24 protein-coding genes are annotated in these 26907 nt (G+C 70.5%); 19 read left to right on the top strand and 5 right to left on the bottom strand.

Features of this window, described 5'->3' with window-relative positions; genetic code table 11:
- Positions 1-286 precede the first annotated feature (286 nt).
- The 4 genes from ACYVPE_RS16810 to ACYVPE_RS16795 are packed head-to-tail and all read right to left on the bottom strand — an operon-like array spanning position 287 to position 4149.
- Complete coding sequence (locus tag ACYVPE_RS16810) at positions 287-1636, bottom strand: cation:proton antiporter (protein ID WP_461034410.1); 1350 nt, start codon at positions 1634-1636, stop codon at positions 287-289.
- A 10-nt stretch (positions 1637-1646) separates the two neighbouring features.
- The gene (locus ACYVPE_RS16805) at positions 1647-2840 is read right to left on the bottom strand and encodes an acyl-CoA dehydrogenase family protein (RefSeq protein WP_461034409.1); all 1194 of its coding nucleotides are present in this window, start codon (positions 2838-2840) and stop codon (positions 1647-1649) included.
- The gene (locus tag ACYVPE_RS16800; RefSeq protein ID WP_132818862.1) at positions 2837-3121 is read right to left on the bottom strand and encodes an acyl carrier protein; all 285 of its coding nucleotides are present in this window, start codon (positions 3119-3121) and stop codon (positions 2837-2839) included. The genes ACYVPE_RS16805 and ACYVPE_RS16800 overlap by 4 nt, the downstream gene beginning before the upstream one ends.
- Positions 3121-4149, bottom strand: coding sequence for a beta-ketoacyl-ACP synthase 3 (locus ACYVPE_RS16795; protein WP_461034408.1), 1029 nt, complete (start codon positions 4147-4149; stop codon positions 3121-3123). The genes ACYVPE_RS16800 and ACYVPE_RS16795 overlap by 1 nt, the downstream gene beginning before the upstream one ends.
- Before the next feature lie 265 nt (positions 4150-4414).
- Between ACYVPE_RS16795 and ACYVPE_RS16790 the strand changes: the two genes are divergently transcribed.
- The 16 genes from ACYVPE_RS16790 (at position 4415) to ACYVPE_RS16715 (ending at position 20472) form a co-directional block, all read left to right on the top strand.
- The gene (locus tag ACYVPE_RS16790; RefSeq protein WP_165956150.1) at positions 4415-4690 is read left to right on the top strand and encodes an acyl carrier protein; all 276 of its coding nucleotides are present in this window, start codon (positions 4415-4417) and stop codon (positions 4688-4690) included.
- Complete coding sequence (locus ACYVPE_RS16785) at positions 4683-5903, top strand: beta-ketoacyl-[acyl-carrier-protein] synthase family protein (RefSeq protein ID WP_461034407.1); 1221 nt, start codon at positions 4683-4685, stop codon at positions 5901-5903. Before ACYVPE_RS16790 ends, ACYVPE_RS16785 begins: the two co-directional genes overlap by 8 nt.
- On the top strand, positions 5900-7003 hold the full coding sequence (locus ACYVPE_RS16780) for a beta-ketoacyl synthase N-terminal-like domain-containing protein (protein WP_461034406.1): 1104 nt from the start codon (positions 5900-5902) through the stop codon (positions 7001-7003). Before ACYVPE_RS16785 ends, ACYVPE_RS16780 begins: the two co-directional genes overlap by 4 nt.
- A gap of 201 nt (positions 7004-7204) precedes the next feature.
- Positions 7205-8548, top strand: coding sequence for an NAD(P)/FAD-dependent oxidoreductase (locus ACYVPE_RS16775; protein WP_461034405.1), 1344 nt, complete (start codon positions 7205-7207; stop codon positions 8546-8548).
- A 45-nt stretch (positions 8549-8593) separates the two neighbouring features.
- Positions 8594-10147 carry an acyl-CoA carboxylase subunit beta gene (locus ACYVPE_RS16770; RefSeq protein ID WP_461034413.1) on the top strand — a complete coding sequence of 518 codons (1554 nt, stop codon included), beginning with the start codon at positions 8594-8596 and terminating at the stop codon, positions 10145-10147.
- A gap of 16 nt (positions 10148-10163) precedes the next feature.
- A complete protein-coding gene (locus ACYVPE_RS16765) occupies positions 10164-10853 on the top strand; it encodes a 4'-phosphopantetheinyl transferase family protein (protein ID WP_461034404.1) in 690 nt (229 codons plus the stop codon).
- 91 nt (positions 10854-10944) lie between these two features.
- Positions 10945-11592 carry a MerR family transcriptional regulator gene (locus tag ACYVPE_RS16760; protein WP_461034403.1) on the top strand — a complete coding sequence of 216 codons (648 nt, stop codon included), beginning with the start codon at positions 10945-10947 and terminating at the stop codon, positions 11590-11592.
- Positions 11593-12018: 426 nt separating this feature from the next.
- On the top strand, positions 12019-13488 hold the full coding sequence (locus ACYVPE_RS16755; protein ID WP_461034402.1) for an MFS transporter: 1470 nt from the start codon (positions 12019-12021) through the stop codon (positions 13486-13488).
- A 214-nt stretch (positions 13489-13702) separates the two neighbouring features.
- Positions 13703-14767, top strand: coding sequence for an SMP-30/gluconolactonase/LRE family protein (locus ACYVPE_RS16750; protein WP_461034401.1), 1065 nt, complete (start codon positions 13703-13705; stop codon positions 14765-14767).
- A gap of 51 nt (positions 14768-14818) precedes the next feature.
- Positions 14819-15400, top strand: coding sequence for a TetR/AcrR family transcriptional regulator (locus tag ACYVPE_RS16745; protein WP_461034400.1), 582 nt, complete (start codon positions 14819-14821; stop codon positions 15398-15400).
- Positions 15401-15488: 88 nt separating this feature from the next.
- Complete coding sequence (locus ACYVPE_RS16740) at positions 15489-16478, top strand: AfsA-related hotdog domain-containing protein (RefSeq protein WP_461034399.1); 990 nt, start codon at positions 15489-15491, stop codon at positions 16476-16478.
- 11 nt (positions 16479-16489) lie between these two features.
- Positions 16490-17122, top strand: a complete 633-nt coding sequence (locus ACYVPE_RS16735; protein WP_461034398.1) for an HAD family hydrolase — start codon at positions 16490-16492, stop codon at positions 17120-17122.
- A 3-nt stretch (positions 17123-17125) separates the two neighbouring features.
- Positions 17126-17830, top strand: coding sequence for a 3-oxoacyl-ACP reductase FabG (gene fabG / locus ACYVPE_RS16730; protein ID WP_461034397.1), 705 nt, complete (start codon positions 17126-17128; stop codon positions 17828-17830).
- Positions 17831-17915: 85 nt separating this feature from the next.
- Positions 17916-18359, top strand: a complete 444-nt coding sequence (locus tag ACYVPE_RS16725; protein ID WP_461034396.1) for an ester cyclase — start codon at positions 17916-17918, stop codon at positions 18357-18359.
- 438 nt (positions 18360-18797) lie between these two features.
- A complete protein-coding gene (locus tag ACYVPE_RS16720; RefSeq protein WP_461034395.1) occupies positions 18798-19835 on the top strand; it encodes a sensor histidine kinase in 1038 nt (345 codons plus the stop codon).
- Positions 19822-20472 carry a response regulator gene (locus ACYVPE_RS16715; RefSeq protein WP_461034394.1) on the top strand — a complete coding sequence of 217 codons (651 nt, stop codon included), beginning with the start codon at positions 19822-19824 and terminating at the stop codon, positions 20470-20472. Before ACYVPE_RS16720 ends, ACYVPE_RS16715 begins: the two co-directional genes overlap by 14 nt.
- Here ACYVPE_RS16715 and ACYVPE_RS16710 read toward each other — a convergent pair.
- Positions 20463-21224 (bottom strand): AfsR/SARP family transcriptional regulator, encoded by a 762-nt coding sequence (locus tag ACYVPE_RS16710; RefSeq protein ID WP_461034393.1) that lies wholly within the window; start codon positions 21222-21224, stop codon positions 20463-20465. The genes ACYVPE_RS16715 and ACYVPE_RS16710 overlap by 10 nt on opposite strands.
- 351 nt (positions 21225-21575) lie before the next feature.
- Between ACYVPE_RS16710 and ACYVPE_RS16705 the strand changes: the two genes are divergently transcribed.
- The 3 genes from ACYVPE_RS16705 to ACYVPE_RS16695 all read left to right on the top strand — a co-directional run bounded on the left by ACYVPE_RS16705 (position 21576) and on the right by ACYVPE_RS16695 (position 26655).
- Positions 21576-22289, top strand: coding sequence for a thioesterase II family protein (locus ACYVPE_RS16705; RefSeq protein WP_461034392.1), 714 nt, complete (start codon positions 21576-21578; stop codon positions 22287-22289).
- Between the two features lie 244 nt (positions 22290-22533).
- Positions 22534-22695 carry a hypothetical protein gene (locus ACYVPE_RS16700; protein WP_461034391.1) on the top strand — a complete coding sequence of 54 codons (162 nt, stop codon included), beginning with the start codon at positions 22534-22536 and terminating at the stop codon, positions 22693-22695.
- 153 nt (positions 22696-22848) lie between these two features.
- Positions 22849-26655, top strand: a complete 3807-nt coding sequence (locus ACYVPE_RS16695; protein ID WP_461034412.1) for a molybdopterin-dependent oxidoreductase — start codon at positions 22849-22851, stop codon at positions 26653-26655.
- The last annotated feature ends 252 nt before the right edge of the window (positions 26656-26907 follow it).

The raw sequence follows: 26907 nt of genomic DNA, 5'->3' as shown, positions 1-26907 counted from the left end.
GCCCGGCCCGTGGTCGGGCGGCCGGTGGTCGGGCGGCCGGCGGCTGCGGCGGGCCGGGCCAGCGAGGCACTCGCCCCGCCGACGCCCAGCGCGGCCGCGCCCACCAGCAGGGCGCGTCTGCCCAGCGAGGACGACATCTCGGACATGCGAACTCCCGTGGAATGGAAGGGACCTGACGGTACCTCAACTAACGATAGTTGCACTATCGGCAGTTGGGCTCACAGTTACTTCTCCGGCTCTCCCGGCTCTTCCCGCTCTCCCGGCTCTCCGGGCTCAGGGGGCGGGCTCAGCCACCCCCGCGCGCCTCGGCGGGCGCCCCCACGGGGTCGGGCAGCTGCCCGATCGGGCGGGAGCGGGCCAGGTCCTCTGGCGAGTCCTCGACGGTGTGCCGCATGGCGAACCGCAGCAGCGGCGGCGCCATCAGCGAGGTGACCACGGCCACCAGCACGATGATGGTGTAGGCCTCCACGGAGAGGATGCCGAGCCGCATCCCGACCATGGCGATGATCACCTCCACCACCCCGCGGGCGTTCATGCCGGCGCCGAGCGCCAGGGACTCCCAGCGGGTGAGCCCGCTGGACAGCCCGCCGACGGCCGCGCCGAGGAACTTGCCGAGGATCGCCAGCGCGACGATGCCGAGCGCGATCGCCAGGATCTCGGGATCGGCCAGCGCGGTCAGGTCCATCCGCAGCCCCGCCGTCGCGAAGAAGAGCGGGGCGAAGACGTAGAGCGTCATGGACTCCAGCGGCAGCGACCAACCGGGGCGGCCACCGGGCGCCGCGCCGATCAGCCAGCCCACCAGGAAGGCGCCGAGGATGGCCTCGAGACCCAGCGCGTGGGTGCCGGCGGCCGCGAAGAGCACCAGGACCACCGCGGTGCCCACCGGGGCCGCCTCGTAGCCCGAGCGGTGGGCCCTGGCCATCACGGGGCGGACCAGGAACCGACCCACCAGCGGCGCGGCGAGGAACACCGCGAGCGGCGTGAGGACGGCCTCCGCCACGTTGCCGCCGCTCAGCCCGGTGGTGGCCATCGCCGAGACCACCGACAGCATCAGCCAGCCGAAGGCGTCGTCGATGGTGCCGCTCACCATGATCAGCTGACCGATCTTCCGGTGCATGAGGTTCATGTCGATCAGCGTCTTGGCGATCACCGGGATCGCGCTCACACACATCGCGACGCCGAGGAAGAGCGCGAACACGGAGGCCTCGGAGCCCGGCTCGCGCAGCCGGTCGGCCAGCAGGACGCCGGCGCCGATGCCGAGCGTGAGCGGCAGCAGCAGGCCGGCCGCGCTGACGGTGGCCGCGGTCCTGCCGTGGCGCCGCAGCAGCGAGCTGTCGAGGTGCATGCCGGTGATGGCGACCAGCATCAGCACCCCGAACTGCCCCACCGCGTCCAGCAGATGCACCTGGTCGACGGAGAGCCAGTCGCCCATCTCGGGGAAGAGTCCGCTCAGCAGCGAGGGACCGAGGATGATGCCGACGGTGAGCTCGCCGGCGATGGCCGGCATGCCGAGCCGCCTGGCGAGACCGCCGAGCAGCAGGGCGGCGCCGAGCAGCAGCCCGGCCTGGAGCAGGAACGTCAGCAGCGGGTGCGCCGACAGCGGCGGTACGGGCGCGGCGGCGAGCAACTCGGTCATCTCCGCCCCCTCACCCGCGCCGCGAGGCGTGTCGGACGTAGCGGCCGTAGGTCAGCTCCCGCAGCACGTCGTCCCCACCCTCGACGAGGGAGATGTGCCGCATGTCGCGCAGCAGCCGCTGCACCGGGTGCGCCTCCGTGTAGCCGAGGCCGCCGAAGCCCTCGGACACGGCGCTGACGATGCGCCAACCCGTCTGGCCGCAGTGCATCTTGGCCATCACGGCGGACTTCAGCACGCCCTGACCGTGGAAGGCGGCGGCCGCGTCCTCGCGGGCGTAGAGCGCGTCGTACTCGTCCGCGGCCCGCCAGCACACCGACTTCAGGCTCTCCAACTCCATCTCCAACTGGCCCATCCGGGCCGCGAAGACCGCGTTCTGGCTGAGCGGCTTGCCACCGAGGCGCTTGCTTCCCGCGTACTCCATGGAGAGGTCGCGGGCCCGGCGGGCGATGCCGATCGCGATGGCGGCCATCAGGATCCGGCTGCCGTTGAGACCGACCTCCAGAACCCGAAGTCCGTTGCCCGACAGCTCGTTGGCCGCCGGCACCACGCAGTTCGTGAAGGTCGCCGGGTAGGTGCCCGTGCCGTGCAGCCCGGACATCAGCCAGCGCGGCCCGGGCTCGAACCCCGGGGTGCCCGCCGGCACCAGGACCACGGAGAAGTCGCGGTGGTCCTCGGCGTTCCTGGCCAGCGCCAGACAGAACCGGCCGAAGGCCAGGTTGGTCGAGAAAGCCTTCTCGCCGTCGACCACCAGCCGGTCGCCCTCCCGCCGGAAGGTGGTGGCGGTCAGGGCGAGTTCGCTGCCGGCCGCCGCCTCGCTGCCGAGCGCCGCGCAGAACGTGCCGCCCTTGGCCATCTCGCCGAGGTACCGGTCCGCCACCTCGGCGGTGCCGTAGAACTCCAGCATCCGGGAGCCCAGGATCGGCAGCATCGCGGTGAACGCGAACCCCGGGTCGTGGTAGGACAGTTCGGCGATCAGGTCGACGGAGACCCGCAGCGGGACGCCGGGCCCGCCGTGCCGCGCCGGCAGCCACCAGTTGGCCAGGCCGGCGGCGCGGAACTTCTCCCAGAGCGGGTGCTCGTCGTCGTACACCGTCTCGGGGCCAGGCGCCGGCGCGTCCGCGAGCGTCCCGGCCACGAACGCCCGGAAGTCGTCGACGAAGCCGGCCACCTCGGTGCCTGGACCCGCCCCGCGCGGCCCGCTCACGCGGCCGCGTCGCCGGTCGGGCCCGCCGCGGCCGGGCTGATCTCGTTGAGCACGTGGACGATGTCGCTGATGGTCTCCACGTCGTTCAGGTGCTCGTCCGATATCTTCACCCGGTACTTCTTCTCCAGAAAGACCAGGAAATCCATCAGGTTCAGGGAATCCATCCCCAGGTCGTTCTCCAGCGACGAGGCGCCGCTTACCTCCACCTCCTCGAGATCGAGGTCGAGCTGGTCAGAAAGTTCGTGGAGATCCGCGACGATCTCACCCGAGCTGATGGTCATCAGTTATCGTCTCCCGAATTACGAGAATTTTCCTGAGAAAGGCCGGCCGGCCACTGGAGAACGGTCGCCCCCCAGCTCGCACCCGCGCCGAACGCGGTCAGCAGCATCCTTTCCTTGCCGGCCAACACGCCGTTGGCGTGTGCCCGGCTCAGCGCCATCGGAATGGAGGCGGCCGCGGTGTTGCCGATATCGGTGAGATCCACCAGGGACTTCTCGGACGCCAGCCCGAGCTCCCTGGCGACCTCGTTGAGAATGCGCACGTTCGCCTGGTGCGCCACCAGCAGGTCGACGTCGTCGACCGACATCGACCGGTCGGCGAGCGCCTGCTGGCAGGTCTCCGTCATCCGGGCGACCGCGTGCCGGTAGGTGGCCCGCCCGTCCATCCGGAGGTACGGGTCGTGTGGGTCCTCGTCCGCGGCCCGCGGGAAGGCGCTGCCGCCGGACCGCACGTGGGCCAGGGCCCACAGGTTGCCGTCCGAGCCGAGGTGCACCCGCCCCACGGCGCCGAGCTCCTCGGAGTCACCGGCGCGCAGCACCACGGCCGCGGCACCGTCCCCGAAGATCGGCGCGGTGCCGCGGTCGTTCGGGTAGATGATCGAGGAGTACTTCTCGGCCCCGACCAGCAGTACGGACCTGGCGTCACCCCTGCTGATCAGGCCGGACGCCACGCCGAGGCCGGCGAGGAACCCGGTGCAGGCCGAGTTCATGTCGAACGAGCCGGCGCCGGCCAGGCCCAGCTCGCTGGCCACCACGGGGGCCGTCGCCGGGCACTTCATGTCCGGCGTGGTGGTGGCGACGATCACCAGGTCGACGTCCCCGACCGTGGCCCCGGCGAGCGCGGCCCGGCCGGCCCGTGCCCCGAGCCGGGAGGTGGGCTCGTCGTCGCCCGCCCTGGCCCGGGCCGTGATCCCGGTCCTGGTCCTGATCCACTCGTCGCTGGTGTCCATCCGCAGCGCCAACTCGTCGTTGGTCTCCCGGCCCTCCGGGAGGTAGTGGCCGATGGCATCGATAACCGCGGCGCGAGCCATGCTGGTCTCCTCGCAGATAAGGCGGCACGTCACTGCGGTAATTGGTACCGGCCACACATCAAAGCAGCGTCAAACGCGCATACACTTCTCGTCAGTTTCCAGGGAATTCCACCGGCGGTGTGACGCAGGTAACGCACCCCCCCTCCCCCCACTACTACTTTCGATGAAGACGGCCGGAACTTAAGGGGGCATCGGTTGCGTGCCGCCACGCCTTCTCGCTTAACTCGAACCGGCTCCATCAAACCCCGAGACCGAGGAGTATCCGGTGACCCAGGATGCCGCCCAGGGCGTGTCGCAGCTTCACACCGCCGTCCGCTCGATCGTCGCCGAAGAGCTTGAGATCGAGCCGGAAGAACTCACCGAGAACGCCAACTTCGAAGAGGAATACGAGGCGGATTCCCTTTCGCTGCTGGCGATCGTGGCGCGCTTCGAGCACGAACTGAGCGTCGTCATTCCGTCCGACCGCGTCGGCGAGATGGTCAACCTGGACATGGTTCTCAAGCTGGTCTCCGAGAACAGCGGCGCAGGCAGCGATGTCTGAGCCGAACTCCCGGCGCGTGGTGGTCACGGGGCTCGGCGTCGTCAGCAGCATCGGCATCGGGGTCGAGCCCTTCACCGAGTCCATCAAGGCCGGCCGCAGCGGGATATCGCCCATCACCAGCTTCGACGCCAGCGGCTACGAGAAGCGCAACGCCGGCGAGGTCAAGGACTTCGACCCGAGCGCGATCCTGGAGCGCATCGACCCCGAGAACTGGGGCCGCAGCGGCCAGTTCGCGGCTTCGGCCGCCCGGCTCGCCGTCCGCGACGCGCACATCGACCCCGACCTGCTCCGCGCCTCCAACGCCGGCTCGGCGATGGGCACCGCGAGCGGCGAGCCCCGGGTGATGTACGGCATCGCCGAGCAGTGGTCGCGGACCGGCGGCGAGGAGTTCGGCCCGGGCCCGGTGGGCAGCGCGCCCGCCAACCGGCTGGCCGGCGCCGTCAACAGCGAGCTCGGCCTCACCGGCGAGGCCGTCACCTTCGGCACCGCCTGCTCGGCGAGCAACTACACCCTGGGCTACGGCTACGACCTGGTCCGCACCGGGGAGGCCGACTTCTTCCTGGCCGGCGGCGCCGACTCGGTCAGCCGCTACACCCACCTGGGGTTCTCGCTGATCGGCATCATCTCCGAGATCCTGCGGCCCTTCGACAGCAACCGCTCCGGCATCGTCACGGCGGAGGGCGGGGTCTGCATCTTCCTCGAACCGCTCGAGCACGCCGTCGCGCGCGGCGCCCGGATCTACGCCGAGGTGCTCGGCTACGGCGTCAACTGCGACGCCAAGCACATGACCCAGCCCGACGTCGCGACCATCACCGCCTGCATGCAGTCGGCGCACACCTCGGCGGGCGTCAAGGCGCAGGAGATCGACTACATCTGCGCCCACGGCACCGGCACCCCGGCCAGCGACGCCGCCGAAGTCGCCGCGGCCCGGGCGGTGTTCGGCGACGACGTGCCGCCGATCAGCTCCATCAAGTCGATGCTCGGCCACACCATGGGGGCCGCCAGCGGCCTCGGCTCGGTGATCTGCTGCAAGGCGCTGGAGGAGGGCTTCCTGCCCCCCACCGCCACGCTGAACGAGACCGACCCCGAGCTGGGCCCCGGCATCGACTTCGTGCCGGGCGTGGCCAAGCCGGCCAACCTGAACATCGTCGAGAACCACGGGTTCGCCTTCGGCGGCAACAACGCCATCACCATCTTCGGGAGGGTCAAGTGACCACCTCGGTCCTGGACCCGGTCGCCATCACCGGATGCGGCGTGGTCTCCCCGGCGGGCGCCGGCCTGGCCGCCCTGCGGGCGCTGCTCGACGGCGAGACGAAGCCCAACGAGACGCCGCCCGCCGAGGACGCCGAGGTCCTCCCGCCGCTCGCGGTGCGCATCGTGCCCGACATCCGGCTCGCGGACTACGTCGGCCGCAAGGGCACCCGCCGGCTCGACCGGATGATCGGCTTCGGCCTGATCGCCACCCGGCTCGCCCTCGACAGCGTGGGCGGCGACGACGACGAGGCGTTGCGCGCCAGGACCGGGGTGGCCCTCGGGACCACCACGGGCAGCGTGCGCAGCGTCTACGAGCTCGCCGACTCGATCTTCAACCCCGAGGTCGGCTACGTGCCGTCCAGGTTCCCCAACTCCGTGATGAACTCCTGCGCCGGGCAGATCGCCGTCTGGAACGCGTTCCAGGGCGTCAACTCCACCCTGGCGAACGGCCACGCCTCCAGCGTCTCCGCGCTGCGCTACGCGCGCAACGCGATCCGCTTCGGCCACGCCGGCCGGGTGTTCGTCGGCGGCGTCGAGGAGCTGAGCCCGCAGGTGGCCTGGGGCTGGCACAAGTCCGGCTCGCTCACCCAGGACGCCGTGCTCGGCGAGGGCTGCGCGATGCTGGTCGCCGAGGACCCGGCCCAGGTGGGCGACCGCAAGGTGCTGGCCGAACTGCTCGGCGCCGAGGTCGGCTACTTCGACCCGCGCGACCGCCGGGTCACCCCGGCCCGCGGCCTCGCCCAGAGCGTGACCCGGCTCCTGGAGCGCAGCGGCCTCACGGCGGGCGACGTGGACCTCGTCTCGCTGGGCGCCGCCGGCCAGCACGGCGCCCGCGCCGTCGAGGAGTACGGGCTGCGGCTCGCGCTCGGCGAACTGCCGACGACGCTGCGGGTCTCCGACGCGCTGGGCGACTGCTACAGCGCGAGTGGCGCCATGCAGGCCGCCGCCGTGCTCGCCCGCTGGTCGGACGGCTCGCACCCGGCGGAGCGACACGTCCTCGTCACCTCGCTCGGCGCCGACGGCAGCATCGGCTGCTTCCTGCTCCGCCGCCCCACGTAAGCGCTCCGCTGGGAACGTGGGCGGCCACCCCGCAGGCGGTGGGTGGCTGGTCGCGCCCACGCGGCGGAGCCGCCGGCGTCACTTCCCCGCGCCCCTTACGGGGCGCTACCGCACCGCACATCCACGAGACCGCTCAGCCAGTGTCACCCCTCGCCACCCCTCACGCGCCACATCCGATAACCCAACGAGAACAGGTGGGTCATGAAGACTGACTTTGACGTGATCATCGTCGGCGGCGGTCCGGCGGGTTCCTCCGCCGCCTCCTATCTGGCCAAGGACGGTCTCTCCGTCGCCGTCTTCGAGAGCGAGATGTTCCCGCGGCCGCACGTCGGCGAGTCCCTGGTGCCGGCCACCACCCGGGTGCTGCTCGAGACCGGGGTGATGCCGAAGATCGAGGAGGCCGACTTCCCCAAGAAGTACGGCGCCACCTGGACCACGCCGAGCAAGCACGCCGTGATGAACCAGCCCTCGCTCTCGATGGACTTCGCCGTCGACGGGCACGCCGAGGTCAGGTTCAACGAGCGGGTCCAGGAGGGCGTGGACCGTGACTACACGTACCACGTCGACCGCGGCAAGTTCGACCTGATCCTGCTGAAGCACGCCGAGGAGCTGGGCGCGAAGGTCTTCCAGGGCGTCCGGGTCTCCAAGGTCGACTTCGACGACCCCGAGCAGGTCACGGTGACCGTCAGGATCGGCCCCAAGTCGACCGACTTCACCGCGAAGATGGTGGTCGACGCCTCCGGGCGGCAGACCCTGATCGGCCGGCAGCAGAAGATCAAGATCGGCGACCCGCACTTCGACCAGTACGCCGTCCACACCTGGTTCGACGGGCTCGACCGGGGCGCGCTCTGCCAGGACCCGAAGGAAGTCGACCACATCCAGATCCACTTCCTGCCGATGAACGACACCTGGGTCTGGCAGATCCCGATCACCGACACCATCACCAGCATCGGCGTGGTGACCCAGAAGAAGCAGTTCGCCGAGCTCAACGCGGACCGCGAGAAGTTCTTCTGGAAGTTCGTCGGCACCCGGCGCGACCTGACCGAGGAGCTGAAGAAGTGCGAGCGGGTGCGGCCGTTCCGCGCCGAGGGCGACTACAGCTACTCCATGGAGCAGGTCGCCGGTGACCGCTACGTGCTGATCGGCGACGCCGCCAGGTTCGTCGACCCGATCTTCTCCAGCGGCGTCAGCATCGCGATGAACACCGCCAGGCTGGCCACCCGCGACATCATCGCGGCCGCCAAGGACGGCAAGTTCGACCGGTCGCAGTTCGCCGAGTACGAGCGCATGCAGTCGATGGGCACCCGCAACTGGTACGAGTTCATCCAGATCTACTACCGGCTCAACATCCTCTTCGCCGAGTTCGTCCAGGACCCCAAGTTCCGGATCGACGTGCTCCAGCTGCTCCAGGGCGACATGTACGAGGAGAGCCCCAAGGCGCTGGTCGCCATGCGTGAGTCCATCAAGGAGGTCGAGAACGACCCGGGCCACGTCTGGTACCCGTACCTGTCGAACCTCAGGACCAGTGTCCCGACCAACGCCTAGGGGCGCACGTTGACCGGAGATGTCGCCGCACTGTCCACGCCCGAGGTGCCCGACGTGCGGGATCGAGTAGCCGAACTCCGCCACATCAAGGGGGAGGAAGGCAAGGGGATCAGCCAGCGGGCCACCGACAACCAACGCGCCAAGGGCAAGCTCACCGTCGACGAGCGGCTCGCGCTGCTCTTCGACGAGGGCACCTTCACCGAGATCGAGCCGCTGCGCCGGCACCGGTCCACCGGCTTCGGCCTGGAGCGGCAACGCCCCTACACCGACGGCGTGGTGACCGGCTGGGGCCAGGTGCACGGCCGAACGGTCTTCGCCTACGCCCATGACTTCCGGATCTTCGGCGGCTCGCTCGGCGAGTCGCACGCGGAGAAGATCCACAAGATCATGGACATGGCCGAGACCGCGGGTGCCCCCCTGGTCAGCCTCAGCGACGGAGCCGGGGCGCGCATCCAGGAGGGCGTCATGGCGCTGGCCGGCTACGGCGGCATCTTCCGGCGCAACGTCGCCGCCTCAGGGGTCATCCCGCAGATCAGCGTGATCCTGGGCCCCTGCGCGGGCGGCGCCGCCTACTCGCCCGCGCTCACGGACTTCGTGTTCATGGTCCGCGGCATGTCGCAGATGTACATCACCGGGCCCGACGTGGTGAAGGCGGTGACCGGCGAGTCGGTGTCGCACGAGGAGCTCGGCGGCGCCGCCACCCACGCCCGGATGTCAGGGGTGGCCTCCTTCGTGCACGACAGCGAGACCGAGTGCCTTGAGGAGGTGCGGTACCTGCTGTCGCTGCTGCCGGCCAACAACCGGGAGAAGCCGCCGGTGGTGCCGAGCGACGACCCACCCGACCGGCGCGGCGAGAAGCTGCTCGAACTGGTGCCTGCCGACCCGCGCCGCTCCTACGACATGCACGCCGTCATCGAGGAGATCGCGGACCACGGCGACTTCTTCGAGGTGCACTCCCAGTGGGCCGGCAACATCCTGTGCGGCTTCGCCAGGCTCGCCGGGCAGACGGTCGGGGTGGTCGCCAACCAGCCCAACTCGTTCGCCGGGGTCCTCGACAGCCGCGCCAGCGAGAAGGCCGCCAACTTCATCGAGTTCTGCGACGCGTTCAACATCCCGCTGATCACCCTGGTCGACGTGCCCGGCTTCCTGCCGGGCAAGGACCAGGAGCAGAACGGCATCATCAGGCACGGCGCCAAGCTGCTCTACGCCTACTGCAACGCCACCGTGCCGCGGATCTCGGTGATCCTGCGGAAGGCGTACGGCGGCGCGTACATCGTGATGGACTCCCGCTCCATCGGCACCGACCTGGCCTTCGCCTGGCCGATCAACGAGGTCGCCGTTATGGGCGCGGAGGGCGCGGCCAACGTGATCTTCCGCCGGGAGATCGCGGCCGCCGACGACCCGGAGGCCACCAGGGCGCGGGTGGTCAAGGAGTACAGGTCCGAGTTGATGCACCCGTACTACGCGGCCGAGCGCGGCCTCGTGGACGACGTCATCGACCCGGCCGAGACCCGCGCCGTGCTGATCAGGTCGCTCGCCATGCTGCGCGCCAAGAAGGCGCAGCTGCCCGAGCGCAAGCACGGCACCACGCCCATCTAGACCGGAGGTCACCGCGATGCCGCTCGGAGCGATCCTGCCGCCCTGGGTCGAGGTCGCCGAGGCGTTCGGCGACCCGCCAGAGGCGGCGCTCCTCCCCGAGGAGGAGGCCGTCATCGGGCGGGCCGCCGGCCGGCGGCGCCGCGCGTTCACCACCGCGAGGCACTGCGCCAGGCAGGCCATGGGCCGGCTCGGGCTGCCGCCGACGCCGATCCTGCCGGGGGAGCGCGGCGCCCCCGGCTGGCCGCCCGGCGTCACCGGGTCGATCACCCACACCACCGGGTACCGGGCGGCGGCGCTGTCCCGCGAGGCGCTGGCCGTCGGCGTCGACGCGGTGCCGCACCGCCCGCTGCCGGCCGGCGTCCTGGCGCGGGTGTCGACCGCCGCGGAGGCGGCGGCGCTGCGCCGGCTGCCGCCGGGCGTCCACTGGGACCGGTTGCTGTTCAGCGCCAAGGAGAGCGTCTACAAGGCGTGGTTCCCGCTGACCGGGCGCCAACTGGGCTTCCAGGACGCCGAGATCTTCTTCGAACCGGTCACAAGCTCGTTTTCGGTCAGGATCCTGGTGCCGGTGCCCGAGGAGGTCGGCCTCGGTCCCGCGGGTTTCCCCGGGCGGTGGAACGTCGCCAGGGGGCTGCTGGCGACCGCGGTCGCGGTGCCGGCCGAGCGTCCTCGCCAGCTGGCGCTCGCGGCCGTGAATCAGGCCCGATAAAGGCGAATTCACATGCCTTGGTCGGCGCTCCCGCGGGCGGGATCGAGAACGCTCTCTACGGAGGAAACGGCGGGTGGCTTATGCTGAGGGAATGCGTATTGGAGAGTTGGCGCAGCGAACCGGAGTTTCGGTTCCGACGATCAAGTACTACGCCAGGGAAGGCATGCTTCCCGCGGGCGAGCGCACCAGCCCGAACCAGGTGCGGTACGACGAGTCCCATGTCCGTCGGCTCAAGCTGATCCGCGCCATGCTCGAGGTGGGCGGCCTGTCGATCGCGGCCGTCCGCGAGGTGTTGGCCGAGGTGGACACGCCGGGCGGCACCGTGCACGACATGCTGGGCGTCGCCCAACTCGCCGTCAGCCGGGCCACCGCGGAGCGGGGCACGGCCGAGGAGCGGCTGCTCGCCGAGCGCGAGGTGTCCGAGCTGGCCCGCCGGCACGGCTGGAACCCCGCCAAGGCCGAGAAGAACCCGGGTTGGTCGATGCTCGTTCAGATCGTCACCACCTACCGGGACCTGGGCCAGGGCGAGATGCTGGTGCTGCTCGACCGCTACGCGGCGGCGGCCAGCGAACTGGCGGCCGCCGAGCTGGCGGTCGTGGGGGAGATGGGCAGCACCGACGGCAAGATCGAGGGCGTGGTGCTCGGCACCGTGCTGGGGGACGCGGCGATGGCGGCGCTGCGCCGGATCGCCCAGGAGGACACCTCGCAGCGGGTCACGGCGCGGGCCGAGTCGGCCTGACGCCCCGTCGGTGAGCGAAGGCCCCTGACCCCTGTGGGGGCGTCAGGGGCCTTCGTCGTGACGGGAGTTCTTGGTGTGTTCTTGGCCCGGAGTTCGTGTCCCGACAGGTGATAGTGGCAGTATCGATAGTGTAGAGTGTGGATCGTTGAGGGTGGCCGACCGCCCGCGGCGCCGGTCCGCGGGCGCGGTCGCTCCGGACGCCGGCATGCTCGTGCCCGCCTGCGCCTCGACGGAGTCGCGCGGGGGTTCCACCAAGCGTCGAAAAGCAAGCCGCTTGGCCGTCCTGAGATTCTTCCTGTGCGCGGTTTCCGTGATTTCCCGCCGGGTGAAGGAGACGCCGTCGTTTCTCTTGCTCAGGGCTTCCGCAGGAAAGTCACCCAGCTCAGAAAAGTCACCCCAGCTCAGAGAAAGAAACGGGAGACAGGAATGACACGCAAGAGCCCGGGGGTGCTGTGGGCACTCCTGGCCGCCTCGCTCCCCATGTTCATGGGGTCCCTGGACAACCTGGTCGTGACCACCGCCCTGTCCACCATCGCCGGGGACTTCGACACCACCCAGGCCGAGCTCCAGTGGGTGGTCAACGGCTACACGCTGCCGTTCTCCGGCGCGTTGCTCGCCGGAGCGGTGCTCGGCGACCGCATCGGACGGCGCCGCGTCTTCCTGTGGGGTATCGGCTCGTTCACGGTCGCCTCCGCCATCTGCGCGATGGCCGATTCCGTCGGGTGGCTGGTCTTCGCCCGAGTGCTCCAGGGCGCCGGCGCCGGACTGATCCTGCCGGTCTCGCTGACCCTCGCCGTGGCCGCCGTCAGCCGTGAGCAGCGCAACATGGCGGTCGGCGTCTGGGGTGCCGTCAACGGCATCGGCATCGCGGTCGGCCCGCTGGCCGGCGGCCTGGTCACCGAGGGCCTCGACTGGAGCTGGATCTTCTGGATCAACGTGCCGGTCGGCCTGATCGCCTTCCCGCTGGCGCTCTGGGCCATCAAGGAGAGCCGCGGCGACGACCGCAGTCTCAACATCACCAGCCTGGTCCTGGTCGTCGGCGCCGTCGTCGTCGCCGTCTGGGGCATCGTGCAGGCGGCCGACCACGGCTGGGGCGAGCCCAACGCCCTCGTCGCCCTCGTCCTCGCCGTGGCGCTGCTGGTCGGCTACATCGTGCAGGAACGGCGCGCCGACGAGCCGCTGATCCCGCTCCGCATGTACCGGATCCCAGCCTTCATGCTCAGCAACGCCGTCGCCTTCACCATGTACTTCGGCGTCTTCGGCTCCATCTTCTTCCTCGCCCAGTTCCTCCAGGGGCCGATGGGGTACGGCCCGCTCGAGGCCGGCCTGCGGACTCTCCCCTGGACGGCTGCGCCCATGGTGGCCGTGCCCATCGTGAGCGCGCTGGTGGACCGGTTCGGCGGCGGGATCCTGCAGGCGATCGGTTCAGGCCTCCAGGCCGTGGCGCTCGCCTGGATCGCGCTCGTCGCCGAGCCGGACCTCTCCTACGGCGCGATGGTCGCCCCGATGATCCTGGCCGGCATCGGCATGGGCATGGTGTTCGCCGCCAACCCGGCCACGGTGATCGGCTCGGTGCGCGACTCCGAACACAACAAGGCGTCCGGCGTGAACAACACCGTCCGCGAGTTCGGCGGCGCGCTCGGCATCGCCGTCCTCACCACCATCTTCACCCACGGCTTCGACGGACATCCCATCGTCGGCCCCGAGGACGCCGGTGAGGCGTTCGTGGCGGGCCTCGAACCCGCCCTGTGGTTCGGCGTCGCCGTGGTCGGCCTGGGCGCCGTCCTCGGCCTGTTCATCCGTCGCACCGGCGGCTCGGCCGAGCCGCCGGCCGAGGGCTCGGCGGCCGAACGCGGGCTGCCCGAGCAGGGGCTCACGGTCACCGAGTCGCGCTGACCCGGCGAGCCCCACCAGACCACCATCCCGCCCCCGCGCGTCCGGGGGGCAGCCGCCCGGCGGCTCCCCCCGGACGTGGCCCCACTTGCCGCCCCCGAGTCGACGCGTGTCACTCGGGCCGACCGCTCGCCGCCACTGCCAAGCACATGCCACGCCACGCCATACGGGGTTCGGCGCGCGAGCCACCACGACCAAGCCAAGAGGAGCCTCTGCCATGACCACGTCCAGATCCCGCCGCGTCCACCGCACCGCGCTCGCCGTGTCCGCCGCGGGACTGCTGCTGACCGCCCTCCAGGTCCCCGCCACCGCGGTCGGACAGACCGCCGGCGACCGGCACTCCCACGGTCGCCACTGCCCGGCGGACGAGATAGCCGAGGCCGTCACCTCGGTCTCCCCCGAGCTGTACCCGGAGGGCGTGGCCTGGGACCCGACCCGCGAGGCCTTCCTGGTCACCTCCACGCGGCAGGGCAACGTCTCCGTGGTCACCCCCGACGGCACCGTCGAGGAACTCACCCCCAGCATCGGCCTCGTCTCCACCCTGGGCGTCAAGGTCGACACCCGCCGGAACCGGATCGTCGTCAGCTACACCGACTACTGGGTCCGCCGGATGCTGCCCGGCGTCGAGCAGCCGCCCACCTCGGGCGTCGCCATCATCGACCTCAGGACCGGCCGGCTGCTCCAGATGATCGACACCGGCCAGGGCCGCGAGAACACCTTCGCCAACGACCTCGCCTACGACGAGCGCACCGGCACCGTCTACGTCACCGACTCGGTCTCCGCCACCATCCAGCAGATCGACACCCGGGGCCGGGTCAGCGACCTGGTGACCGACGAGCGCTTCGCCGCCGAGTTCATCGGGCTCAACGGCATCGCCGTGCACCCCGACGGCTACCTGCTCACCACCCGCTACGACACCGGCCAGCTGTTCAAGGTCACCCTGCGCGGCCGGCCGCGGGTCACCCCGGTCGAGGTCCCGCAGTCCCTGATCGGCGTGGACGGCATCACGCTGCGGGCCGACGGCACGCTGCTCGCCGTCCAGAACGAGCTCGGCGCCAACCTCGGCATGCCGCGCGGCGACACCGCCGTCACCTCGCTCGCCTCCCGCGACGGCTGGCGCACCGCCTACCTCACCGGTCGCACCGACCCCTGGGCCTTCCCCTCGCCCACCACCATCACGGACACCCCGTCGGGCGCCTACGCGGTCAGCGGCCAGGTCGACGTGCTGATGGGCGGCGTCGGCACCGCCGACACCTTCTGGCTGCAGCGCACCGGGTTCTGAGCCGCCGACGGTCGAGGCACCGGGCCGGCGGGGCCCGGAGAAGGAGGCCGCATGGCGAGAATGACCGCCGCGGAAAGACGCGAATGCGTCATCAGAGCCGCGATCACCGAGTTCTCCCGTGGCGGCTATCACGGCACCCCGACGGCCGTGATAGCCAGGCGTGTTGGAGTTTCCCAGCCCTATCTCTTCCGGCTGTTTCCCACCAAGCAGGACATGTTTCTGGAGGCGGTGAGTCGATGCCTTCAGGAGATTCGCGTCGCATTGCTCGAAGCGGCTGCGGGAGCGCCGGCGGAAGAACGGCACAGGGCCATGGCCGAGGCGTATCGGGAACTCATGACCGACCCCGAGAAGTTGCTGATGCAACTTCAGATCTACGTCTCGGTCGCGGCCGCGGAAGCGGCCGGTGACCTGCGACTCGGCGAGGCGATCCGGGATCGGTGGCTGGAGCTCTGGGACGACTCACACATCGCGCTGAGCGCCGACACCGGGGAAACCACCTACTTCGTCGCGCACGGCATGCTCATCAATGCCCTGGTGGCCATGGGATTTCCCGCGGCCCATCGGGTGTGGTCGGGATTGCCGTTACTCGAAGCGCCGTTTCCCATAGCCCCGGCCGCGGCGAGCGGCCATTGACGACAGCTTTTATGCTCGCTGTATCTCGGCTTGACGACATTCCGTGAGACTCGTAGGCGACCATTTCCGAGAAATCGAGGGACGGGTAATGACCACGCATGGGGACCCGGAACCGGACCCAGATTCCTCCGAGCCAGGACACGCCAGCACCGTGGACCGCGCCCTGGTCCACAAGGCCGCCGTCTCCGAGGTGTTCGTCACCGACGTTCGACCGACGGCCGAGCGCTCCGTGCGCACGGCCGTCCAACTGCCCCTCGTCCACGCCTACTACAACGACCACCTGCAGTCGCCCGCGACGCACGACGCGCTGCTGCTGCTCGAGGCCGGCCGCCAGGCCGCCATCGCCGGTACCCACGCCCACATCGGGTTCAGCCACGACACCACGATGATCGTGGACCGCTTCACCTTCGCCCTGACCGACCTGAAGGCGCTGGTGATCGGTCCACGACCCGGCAGCCTGCGGATCGACACCGAGTACATCGGCAAGCCCAACCGCGCCGGCCGCTACCGCAAGGGCCGGGTGGAGCAGCGCTACCTGGTGGGCGGCGAGCAGGTCGGCGAGCACGCGATGGACGTGCTCTTCCTGCGCAACGCGGAGAACGACGCGCTGCGCCGCGCGCAGCGCGGCACGCCCGCGCCGCTCACCTCCGACTACGAGGACCGGCGGCCGGGCGACGACCCCCACCTCGTCGACCCGGAACGGGTCGGCCGGGTGCACCCGCTCAACGTGGTGCTCGCCGGCGTGGTGTCGGACGACGCCGGCAGCAGCGCCGAGTTCACCCCCAGCTTCCGCAACCGGTCGCTGTTCGACCACGTCTACGACCACCTGCCGGCCATGACCCTGGTCGAGGCCGCCAGGCAGCTGGCCCTGCTGAGCACCGGCGCGCCGCGCACCACCCACACCGTCGGCATCGAGGCGCGCTTCGCGCGCTTCGCCGAACTGGACGACGCCGTCCGCCTCTCGGTGCCGCGCCCCGGCCCCTCCGACGAGGAGGGTCGCGTCACCCTCCCGGTCACCTTCCAGCAGAACGGCGCCGAGATCGCCTCGGTCACGATGACGATGGGGAGTCTCCTGTGAGTGGTGAACGTGTGGCTGTCTGGAGCGACTTCGGGGGCGTCCTGACCCCGCCGCTCTCGCACACCATGGGCGTCTTCTGCGCGCGGGTCGGGGTGCGGCCCGAGGTGCTGAACGAGGCGCTCCGCAAGGTCACCGCGCGGTACGGCACCGAGGACGTCATGCTGCCGATCGACACCCCGCTGGTCACCGAGGCGGAGTGGCTGGCGGAGATCGGCGAGGTGCTCTCGACCGACCACGGCGTCACGGTGCGGCTGAAGACCCTGGCCGACATCTGGTTCGACGGCCGGGAGACCAACCACGACTGGGTGGCCGCGCTGCGCGCGGCCCGCGGCGGCGGGGCGTTCGTCGGGATGCTCTCCAACATGGTGCCGACCTGGGACGCCCACTGGCGGCGGATGGTCGACCCGGCCGAGCTGTTCGAGGACGTGCTGCTCTCCTTCGAGGTCGGGCACCGCAAGCCGTCGCCCGGGATGTTCGCACTGGCCGCCGAGCGGGCCGGGGTGCCGCCCGAGCAGTGCGTCCTGGTCGACGACCTGGCCCACAACTGCGCCGGTGCCGAGGCGGCCGGCTGGCGGGCGCTGCACTTCACCGACACCGCCGAGGCTGTCGCCCGGCTCGCCGAGATCGTCGAGAAGGGGGTCTGAACGATGAGTCGTTCGGTACTCGTGACCGGAGGCAACAGAGGCATCGGCCTGGCGATCGCCCGGCTGCTCGCCGAGGCGGGCGACAAGGTGGCCGTCACCCACCGCACCGGGGATCCGCCGGAGGGGCTCTTCGGGGTGCGCTGCGACGTGACCGACCGCGAGTCGGTGCGGCGGGCGGTGGCGGAGGCCCGGGTGCAGCACGGCCCGATCCAGGTGCTGGTGTCCAACGCCGGCATCACCTACGACAAGTTGCTGGTCGGCATGGCCGACGAGCACTTCCGCTCGGTCATCGAGACCAACCTGATGGGCGCCGTCAACGTCGCCCGCGAGGTGGCGCCCGACATGATCAAGGCGCGGTGGGGGCGGATCGTCTTCATGTCCTCGACCAGCGGCCTGACCGGCGCGCCGGGGCAGACCAACTACGCCGCCTCCAAGGCCGGGTTGATCGGCTTCGCGCGCTCGCTGGCCCGCGAGGTCGGCCGCCGCAAGATCACCGTCAACGTGGTGACGCCCGGGCTGATCGAGACCGACATGTCCAAGGACGTCACCCCGGTCAGGCGCGAGAACCTGCTGGGCCAGACGGCGCTGCACCGGGTCGGGACCCCCGAGGAGGTCGCCCACGCGGTGCGGTTCCTGGCGAGCGAGGGGGCCTCCTACGTGACCGGCGCGATCCTGCCGGTCGGCGGCGGCCTGGGCCTCGGCAACTGAGACTTCCGGCCGGCCCCCGGTCGGCCGGAGCGTGTTCCACCGATTGACCACCATCCACCTAAGCAGGGAAGGCAGGTTCCACGGTATGTCGGAAAGCGTGCTTGAGATCGCCCACCAGATGGGGAAGATCTTCAACGACCTGGACGAGGAGGTCGCGCTGCGCCTCGTGGCCCCGGAGTTCGTCGACTACGAGGCCCCTCCCGGGACGCCCGGCGGCCCCCACGGCTACCTGGGCACGGCCCGTTGGATGAACACCGTGTTCAAGGACGCCAGCTGGGAGCACCTGGACAGCTTCGCCGACGGTGACAAGGCGGTGCTGCGACTGCGGTTCACGGGCGTTCACGTCGGCAACTTCCTCGGCGTCGAGGCGACCGGCAACAAGGTGGACGTCGAGCACATCCACATCTACCGGGTCGAGGACGGCAAGGTCGTCGAGCACTGGGCCTGCCGGCAGGACCTCTTCCTGCTGGCCCAGCTCGGCGCCGTGAAGCTGCAGCTGCCGCCGACCGGTGGTGGCCAGCCGGCCTGACGGACCGTTCGCGACGTGCCGGCCGCCGCTGCCACCGCGGCGGCCGGTTTCGCGCGTGGACCGTACCACCCACGGCAATGGAAAATACGCACGCGCGTTCTGGTTTTCGGCCCCCGGCCCCGATGGTTGCATATTCAAGGTCGATGTCACTCTGGGTTGCATTACTCTAATTTGACCCTGGAGGGGCCGTTCGGACCGAAAACACTATTGTTGCCCGGTGGGTGTGAAGATATTATGAAGGGGTATAACTCTACCGGCATTCTGATCCGACCAATCAGTCTCGTGTCTCGCGGTAGGGCGCTGTGCGCCGTGACCACGCAACCTACGGGGGAGAGTCAGATTCTGAGTCAACCGGAACGTGAACGGGAGCCACGCACCATCGAGTGCCTGGCGGGTGACGGCCGAGTGAATGGTGTCGAAAAGCTCGGACAATCCGAGATGATCGACCGTCTGTACGCCCAGTACGAGGAGCGGCTGGCATATGCCCTGCTCGAGCGGCGCGATCTACGCGCGGAGTGGCGCAGGCAGTTCGGCTACGTCTTCGACGACTGCCAGCGGAGCATGAAGATCGGGCGCGTCGTCGTCAACGAGGACAAGGTCGCGCTGGCCTCGCTTCTGGGGGTCTCCACGGCCCTCTCCGGCATTTCGCTGGAGAAGCTGACCCTGGCCTGGGGGGAGATGTTCGACGTCTTCCTCTCCGGGCTCACCGGCTTCGGCGCCGGCCGGCTGCTGCCGGTCGGCAGAACGCAGTTGGCCCTCACCGCGATCAACAGAAGCGTGGTCGAACGCAGTCGAATATCTTCTGTGTGGTACGAAAAGGCACTGATCAAGCGACTCGAGGGATTAAGAACCGCGGATCGGAAACGGGCAGCCAGAGAACTCCACGACTGGTTCGGCAGTAATATTAGCCTAGCACTTCGGAAACTGGAACTCCACGATCTGACAACGGAGCCGAAAGAGGGCTTCTCCAGACGGCACATCGAGGACCTGCACTCGATACTGGGGAACCTTTTCGAAGGTGTGAGAAGGCTTTCCTCCGGACTGCGTCTCCAAACCCCGGTGTCCAATATCGACCGCGAACTCCGGTCGTATGTCGACGCCTACGGCCTCGACCTGACCGACGTCACCATCTTCGTCGACGGGGACGAGGCCGACGTGCCGACCCATATCCGCGGCGAGGTGTTCCTGGTGCTCCGGGAGTGCATGCGCAACATATTCACCCACGCCGGCGCGGGACAGGCGCTCATCATGCTTCAACTCTCCCCGAGCCGGGTCTGTGCCGTCGTCCAGGACGACGGCCGCGGATTCGCGGCGCAGAACGGCGCCGAGGTATCCGTCACCGGAAGCGGCCTGATCTCGATGAAGGAGCGGATCAGGGCCCTGGGGGGAACCTTCAACATCACCAGCGTGCCGATGAACGGAACACGGATCGCCTTCCTCGTGCCCCTCACGGACGGACCCCATGATCTCGCCTGATCCCATCCGCATCGTCGTGGCGGACGACCACACCCTGCTGCGCGAAACGCTCTGCGAAACCCTGCTGGTGGAGGAGGACTTCGCCGTCTGCGGGGTGGCGGGCACCGGTGAGGAGGTCGTCGCCGTCACCGGTGCCACCAGACCCGACATCGTGCTGCTCGACCTCGGCATGCCGCAGCACGATCCGCTGGACACCGTGGCGCGCCTGCACCGGGTGTCGCCCCGCCCCAAGGTCATCGTGCTCACCGTGCACGACCGGGCCGACCTGGTGCGCCGGCTGATCGACGCCGGGGTGGCCAGCTACCTCTCCAAGCACGTCAGCCGGAAGTACCTGGTCACCACGATCCGCAGCGCCCACGAGGGCCAGGGCGTCACCATCGCGGTGCCCGGCGGGTTCACCGTCGGCGGCGGCGCCGAGCAGTCCATCGTGCTCTCCCCCCGGGAGCTCGAGGTGCTCAGCCTCGTCGCCGACGCGCTCAGCAACCGGCAGATCGCCTCCCGACTCTCCATCACCGAGGGCACCGTGAAAAGACATCTCCGCAACGTCTTCGAGAAACTGGGGGCGTCCTCCCGCATGGAGGCCGTGCGCACCGCGCGGGAAGCCGCCCTCATCTCGCCGGAATCCTCCTACCTCTGATAGCCGGAGGAGAGGATCTGGAGATAGGTCTGGTGCAGATCGTCCGACGGCTCGATGCCGAGCTGTTCGTCAAGACACCGGCGGGCGTCGTGGAAACTGCGAAGTGCCTCACCGCGCCGCCCCGATCGGTGTAGCACCTCCATCAGCTGTGCCTGAAGCCATTCGTTGAGCGGATCGATCGCGACGAGTTCGTAGAGTTCCGGCACCAGATCCCGGTGCCGGCCGCTGCGCATGTCCGCCTCGATCCGCAGCTCCAGAATTCGGGCCCGCTTCTCTCCGAGATGCGCCAGGTGACCGGAGAGCACCGGGCCCACCGATATCCCCTCCAGCGCGTTGCCCCGCCACACCCCGAGGGCGGCGCGCAGCCGGTCCGCGGATTCGGCGTAACGGCCGCCGTCGAAAAGCGCGCGCCCCTCGTTGGCGAGCCGGTCGAATCGACTCACGTCGAGCAGTTCGTCCGGAATCGAGAGCTGATATCCCATGGGTCTTGTGTGCAACGTCACACCGGACGACGGGCCGGTATGTGAGGAACTCAACACCCGGCGCAGGTTGTAGACGTGAGTTCTGATGGTCGTCGCCTCATTACGCGGCGGGGAGCCCGACCACAACTCCTCGCTGATCGTCTCCATCGAGACGAAGTGGTTGGCGCGCAGCGCGAGAAGCCCCGTCACCTTGGCGAGCTTGAACCCGCGTACCCGACACGTCGCGGCACTGCCTATCACTTCGATTGGGCCGAGGACGTTGAGTCGCATTATGCACCTCTGAATCCTCCGGGTGGAATCGCCCGGCGCGGTCGATGACGACTCATGGAATCACGGACCGCGGACTTCTGGCGAGTCCACTCTAAGGGTTACCACCACTGCCACCAAAGGAGTAGTCAGGTGCGCCGGATTGCGCATCATGATCCCTGAAATCCAGGGGGGTTCTCATGGCTATCATGAGTTGGTCGAGCCGAGCTTCAAGATCCGTTCCGGACCCCATGGAAGGGGAATGACGTTGACGCTACCGGAAGAATTCTGGACAGGGTCCAACAGATGACGGAATCGATATTGTCGATGATTTGTCATCGGCCCGCATCGGACTCGAAACTCACCCTTTACCTGATGCACCACGCCGGCGGCTCCCACAGCACGTTTCGGCCATGGTTGGCGCACCTCCCCGAGGACTGGGAGGTCCGTCTCGTGGTGGCCCCGGGGCGCCCCAAGGCCGCCAGGCACCCGGCCGAACGGCGACTGACCGTGATCAGCGACGCCCTGGCCGCCGAACTCCTGGACCGGGAGGAGGGGCCGTATGCGCTGTTCGGCCACAGCATGGGCGGCCTGGTGGCCTTCGCGGCCGCCCTGGAGGTGCGGCACAAGGGCGGTCCCGCGCCGGCCTGGGTCGGCGTCTCCGGCCACCCGGGCCCGTACTTCTCCATCACCCGCTCCAACCCGCCGCTGTACGGCCTGTCGCCGGACGGGCTGCGCCGGGCGCTGTCGGATCTCGGCGGGCTGCCCGACCGGATCCTTCGCGACCCGTTGCTCTGGGAGCGGGTGCAACCGCTGGTCCGCGCCGACCTGGAAGCGGCCGAGACCTGGGAGCCGGACCCCACCCCGCCGCCTGTCCTGAACCTGCCGCTCTCCGCGTTCTGCGGCGACCAGGACCCGGTGGCCGGCGAGCGGGACGCCGCGCACTGGGGGCGCCACACCACCGACTTCCTCGGCGTACGCCAGTTCCCCGGTGGCCACTTCTACTTCCTCGACGACCCGGAACCCCTCGTCAAACGGATCGTCGACGACATCCGCTCGGTCCTGCCGGGCCGCGAGCCACGCCGCTAGGGCAGGGCCTGGGGCGGGACCCGCACGGCGGGTCCCGCCCCAACCGTCAGCCGTCGCCCGGGAGATCGGCCGGCGGCAGGGCCCGCAGGCACCGCTCGGCGTACGAGGGAGAGCGCTTCAATACGAGGAGATCTCCGCCGCCGACTGGGGCGCCGCTGACTGGAGCGAGGACGCTGACTGGGGCGCGGACGAGGAGGGTGACCCCGACGCCTGGGCCCCGGAGCGCGACACCGTCCCCACCGGCGTGCTGCTCTCCGCCCACGACGTCACCGTCCGCCCCTGGGCCGAGCGCGACCACCACGTCGTCGCCTGGACCGAGCTGGCCGAGGGCGGCCACTTCCTCGCCATGGAGGCCCCGGACGCCCTGGTCGACGACGTCCGCGCCCTCTTCCGGAAGCTGCGCTGACCGACGACCAGGCGCGCACGCTCACACCCGAGGGGCGGCCGGTGTGCAGGGGGCGTAACGCGGCTCGTTCGCGCCGCGTGACGCCCGCGTAATGGGCCGTTCGTACGGTCGACTCGCAAGAGCCGAACGTGGAAGGGGCCTGGGGTGGCCGCAGTGGAACCGGGGGGCGTGCGCACCGTCTGCTCCTACTGCGGGGTGGGCTGCGGAGTCGTGCTCGACATCGGAACAGGACCCGACGGGCGGCGCACGGTCACCCGGGTCACCGGCGACCGCGACCACCCGGCCAACTTCGGGCGGCTCTGCACCAAGGGCGCCACCACCGCCGACATGCTGGCCGCCCCCGGCCGCCTCACCACCGCGCTCCGGCGCCCCGCCCGGGACGCCGAGCCGGAACCCGTCGACGTGCCGGCGGCCGTCCGGGAGACCGCCCACCGGCTGCGCGCCATCGTCGACGAGCACGGCCCCGACGCCGTCGCCCTCTACGTCTCGGGGCAGCTGAGCCTGGAGGCCCAGTACCTCGCCAACAAGCTGGCCAAGGGCTTCCTCCGCACCAACCAGATCGAGTCCAACTCCCGGCTCTGCATGGCGAGCGCCGGCACCGGATACAAGCTCTCCCTCGGCGCCGACGGCCCGCCGGGCTCCTACCAGGACCTCGACCGGGCCGACGTCTTCCTGGTCATCGGCTCCAACATGGCCGACTGCCACCCCATCCTCTTCCTGCGCCTGATGGAGCGGGTGCGGGCCGGCGCGAAGCTGATCGTCGTCGACCCCCGGCGCACCGCCACCGCCGACAAGGCCGACCTGTACCTGCCGATCCGGCCGGGCACCGACCTGGCGCTGCTCAACGGCCTGCTCCACCTGCTGGTGGCCGGCGGCCACACCGACCCCGCCTTCATCGCCGCGCACACCGAGGGCTGGGAGGCGATGCCCGAGTTCCTCGCCGACTACCCGCCGGCCGCCGTCGCCGAGACCACAGGCCTCCCCGAGGCCGACATCCGCCGCGCCGCCGAGCTGATCGGCGCGGCGGGGGAGTGGGTCAGCTGCTGGACCATGGGCCTCAACCAGTCCACCCACGGCACCTGGAACACCCAGGCCCTGATCAACCTGCACCTGGCCACCGGCGCCATCTGCCGCCCGGGCAGCGGCCCGTTCTCGCTCACCGGCCAGCCCAACGCCATGGGCGGCCGCGAGATGGGCTACATGGGCCCGGGGCTGCCAGGACAGCGCTCGGTGCTGGTCCCCGAGGACCGGGAGTTCACCGAGCGCCTCTGGGGCCTGCCGCCCGGCACCATCCGCGCCGAGGGGCCCGCCCAGGGCACCGTCGAGATGTTCCGGCGGATGGCGGCCGGCGAGATCAGGGGGTGCTGGATCATCTGCACCAACCCCGTCGCCTCGATGGCCAACCGCGACACGGTGATCGCGGGCCTGCGCGCGGCCGAGTTCGTCGTCACCCAGGACGTGTACGCCGCCACCGAGACCAACGCCCACGCCGACGTGGTGCTGCCCGCCGCGATGTGGGTCGAGGGCGAGGGCGTCATGATCAACAGCGAGCGGAACCTCACCCTCACCCCGCGCGCCGTCGACCCGCCAGGACAGGCGCTGCCCGACTGGCGGCTCATCACCCTGGTCGCCCGCGAGATGGGCTACGCCGACGCCTTCCCCTACGAGAGCGCCGAGGAGATCTTCGAGGAGCTCAAGGGCGCCCACAACCCCACCACCGGCTACGACCTGCGCGGCGTGAGCTACCAACGGCTGCGCGCCACCCCCGTGCAGTGGCCGGCCGCCGACCCGGCGGGCCCCGACCGCAACCCCATCCGCTACCTGCCGGGCGACGGCGGCGGCCCGCTCTTCCCGACCGCCAGCGGCCGCGCCGCCTTCTACCCGCGCCCGCACGTGCCGCCGGCCGAACTCCCCGACGACGACCACCCGTTCATCCTCAACACCGGCCGCGTGCAGCACCAGTGGCACACCCTCACCAAGACCGGCCGGGTGGACCGCCTCAACCGGCTCAACCCGGGCCCCTTCGTCGAGATCCACCCGGACGACGCCCGGGAACTCGGCGTCGCCGAGGGCGACTCCGTCGAGATCGCCTCCCGACGCGGCCGGGCCGTGCTCCCCGCCGTGGTCACCGACCGCCTGCGGCCCGGCTGCTGCTTCGCGCCGTTCCACTGGAGCGACCTGTTCGGCGAGCGGATCACCGTGAACGCCCTGACGAGCGACGCCGTCGACCCGCTCTCCCGACAGCCCGAACTCAAGGTCTGCGCCGTCGCGTTGACCAGGGTCGCCGGGCGCCGGCCGACGCCGGAACCGGTGCGCGTCGAACCGCTCCCCACCCCGGCACGGGCCACCGCGCACGGCCGCGAGGTCATGGTGCTGTGGGCCTCCCAGACCGGCAACGCCGAGGAGTTCGCCAACGCCGCCGCCGGCCGGCTGCTCGCCGCCGGACACCCGGTGCGGCTCGCCGGCATGGCCGAATCCGACCCGGCCACCCTGCCGGCCGCCGCCGACCTACTGCTGGTCACCAGCACCTTCGGCGACGGCGACGCGCCCGACAACGGCGCCCACTTCTGGACCACCCTCGCCGACGGCCGCGCCCCCCGCCTCGAAGGACGCCGCTACGCCGTCCTCGCCCTCGGCGACTCCGCCTACGACGACTTCTGCGGCCACGGCCGCCGCCTCGACCACCGGCTCGCCGAACTCGGCGCCACCCGCCTCGCCCCCCGCACCGACTGCGAACCCGACTACGAACCCGCCGCCCAGGCGTGGCTCGACCAGGTGCTCGCCACCCTCTCCGGCGGCGCCGCGCCACTCCCCACCGCCCCCGTGGCCCCCACCAGGCGCCGACGCACCACCGTCACCGCCCGTCTCACCGGCAACCGGCTGCTGAGCCTGCCGGGCGCCGGCAAGGAGGTGCGCCGCTTCACCCTGGACGCCGGCGACAGCCCCACCCCGCTCGAGTACGAGGCCGGCGACGCGCTCGGCATCCACCCCACCAACTGCCCCGAGTTGGTGGCCGAATGGCTCGCCGTCACCGGCGTCGACCCCACCACCCCGCTCACCCTCGACGGCGCCGGGGACGTCCCGTTCGCCGAGGCGCTCCACCGCCACCTCGACCTCACCAGGATCACCCCCACCCTGCTCCGCTTCGTCGCGGAACGCACCGGCGACCGCGGTCTGCGCAAGCTGCTGCGCCCCGGCAACGCCGGCGAACTCGCCCAGTACTCCTGGTGCCGACAGGCCGTCGACGTCGTCACCGAACACCCGGTGCGCGCCACCCCCGAGGAGTGGGCCGAGGTGCTCGGCCGGCTACGGCCCCGCCTCTACTCCATCTCGTCCTCACCGCTCGGCGACCCGCGCACCGTCTCGCTGACCGTCTCCGTCGTCCGCTACGAGAACGCCCGCGGCCGGGGACGCAAGGGCGTCTGCTCGACCTTCCTCGCCGACGCCGCGCCCGACACCGAGATGTCCGTGTTCGTGCAGCGCGCCCCGCACTTCAGGCCGCCGGCCGACCCCGCCACCCCGATGGTGATGGTCGGCCCAGGCACCGGCGTCGCGCCCTTCATCGGCTTCCTCGACGAACGCCGCGCCCGCGGCCACCGCGCCCCCAACTGGCTGTTCTTCGGCGAACAGCACGGGGCCACCGACTTCTACTACCGCGACGAGCTGACCGCCTTCCGCGACCAGGGCCTGCTCACCCGGCTCGACACCGCGTTCTCCCGCGACCAGCGCGCCAAGGTCTACGTCCAGGACCGGATGCGCGAGCAGGGCTCCAGGCTCTGGTCCTGGCTGCGGGACGGCGCCCACTTCTACGTCTGCGGCGACGCCAGCCGGATGGCCCGCGACGTGGACGGGGCGCTGCGCGAGATCGCCCAGACGCACGGCGGCCTCGCACGGGACGAGGCCGCCGCCTACGTACGCCGGCTCGCCGCCGACCGCCGCTACGTCCGCGACGTCTACTAGGCCCTGTCCTGCCGATCTTGCCGGGCCCGCGACTCCCCCAGGCCTGGCGGCCTGGGTGGGGGTGCCCCCTGCACGGAGTGCTTGGGGGAGTGCCCCCAAACACGGCGCCTCGCTGCGTTGTCGCATCGTGCGAATACGGCCAAGTATGAGCTGCGATACTCCGCCTTGCGCGAAGCGAATGGGGGCACCTCCCGGACGAAGTCTGGGGAAGCACCGCGTCTGACGCCGCGGGCTGATCCGACAAGATCGACA

The sequence above is a fragment of the Streptomyces mayteni genome, assembly GCF_054783955.1.
Note: the sequence above shows the minus strand (reverse complement) of the source record. Positions and strands in the feature narration are given on the sequence as shown.

What these genes read in the sequence shown, in the direction of transcription:
- ACYVPE_RS16705 (WP_461034392.1), top strand. Translation starts at nt 21,576, where the DNA reads ATGCACCACGCCGGCGGCTCCCACAGCACGTTTCGGCCATGGTTGGCG.
- ACYVPE_RS16765 (WP_461034404.1), top strand. Translation starts at nt 10,164, where the DNA reads ATGCCGCTCGGAGCGATCCTGCCGCCCTGGGTCGAGGTCGCCGAGGCG.
- ACYVPE_RS16745 (WP_461034400.1), top strand. Translation starts at nt 14,819, where the DNA reads ATGGCGAGAATGACCGCCGCGGAAAGACGCGAATGCGTCATCAGAGCC.
- ACYVPE_RS16720 (WP_461034395.1), top strand. Translation starts at nt 18,798, where the DNA reads ATGATCGACCGTCTGTACGCCCAGTACGAGGAGCGGCTGGCATATGCC.
- ACYVPE_RS16785 (WP_461034407.1), top strand. Translation starts at nt 4,683, where the DNA reads ATGTCTGAGCCGAACTCCCGGCGCGTGGTGGTCACGGGGCTCGGCGTC.
- ACYVPE_RS16810 (WP_461034410.1), bottom strand. Translation starts at nt 1,636, where the DNA reads ATGACCGAGTTGCTCGCCGCCGCGCCCGTACCGCCGCTGTCGGCGCAC.
- ACYVPE_RS16740 (WP_461034399.1), top strand. Translation starts at nt 15,489, where the DNA reads ATGACCACGCATGGGGACCCGGAACCGGACCCAGATTCCTCCGAGCCA.
- ACYVPE_RS16795 (WP_461034408.1), bottom strand. Translation starts at nt 4,149, where the DNA reads ATGGCTCGCGCCGCGGTTATCGATGCCATCGGCCACTACCTCCCGGAG.
- ACYVPE_RS16775 (WP_461034405.1), top strand. Translation starts at nt 7,205, where the DNA reads ATGAAGACTGACTTTGACGTGATCATCGTCGGCGGCGGTCCGGCGGGT.
- ACYVPE_RS16755 (WP_461034402.1), top strand. Translation starts at nt 12,019, where the DNA reads ATGACACGCAAGAGCCCGGGGGTGCTGTGGGCACTCCTGGCCGCCTCG.
- ACYVPE_RS16800 (WP_132818862.1), bottom strand. Translation starts at nt 3,121, where the DNA reads ATGACCATCAGCTCGGGTGAGATCGTCGCGGATCTCCACGAACTTTCT.
- ACYVPE_RS16710 (WP_461034393.1), bottom strand. Translation starts at nt 21,224, where the DNA reads ATGCGACTCAACGTCCTCGGCCCAATCGAAGTGATAGGCAGTGCCGCG.
- ACYVPE_RS16725 (WP_461034396.1), top strand. Translation starts at nt 17,916, where the DNA reads ATGTCGGAAAGCGTGCTTGAGATCGCCCACCAGATGGGGAAGATCTTC.
- ACYVPE_RS16715 (WP_461034394.1), top strand. Translation starts at nt 19,822, where the DNA reads ATGATCTCGCCTGATCCCATCCGCATCGTCGTGGCGGACGACCACACC.
- ACYVPE_RS16760 (WP_461034403.1), top strand. Translation starts at nt 10,945, where the DNA reads ATGCGTATTGGAGAGTTGGCGCAGCGAACCGGAGTTTCGGTTCCGACG.
- ACYVPE_RS16750 (WP_461034401.1), top strand. Translation starts at nt 13,703, where the DNA reads ATGACCACGTCCAGATCCCGCCGCGTCCACCGCACCGCGCTCGCCGTG.
- fabG (WP_461034397.1), top strand. Translation starts at nt 17,126, where the DNA reads ATGAGTCGTTCGGTACTCGTGACCGGAGGCAACAGAGGCATCGGCCTG.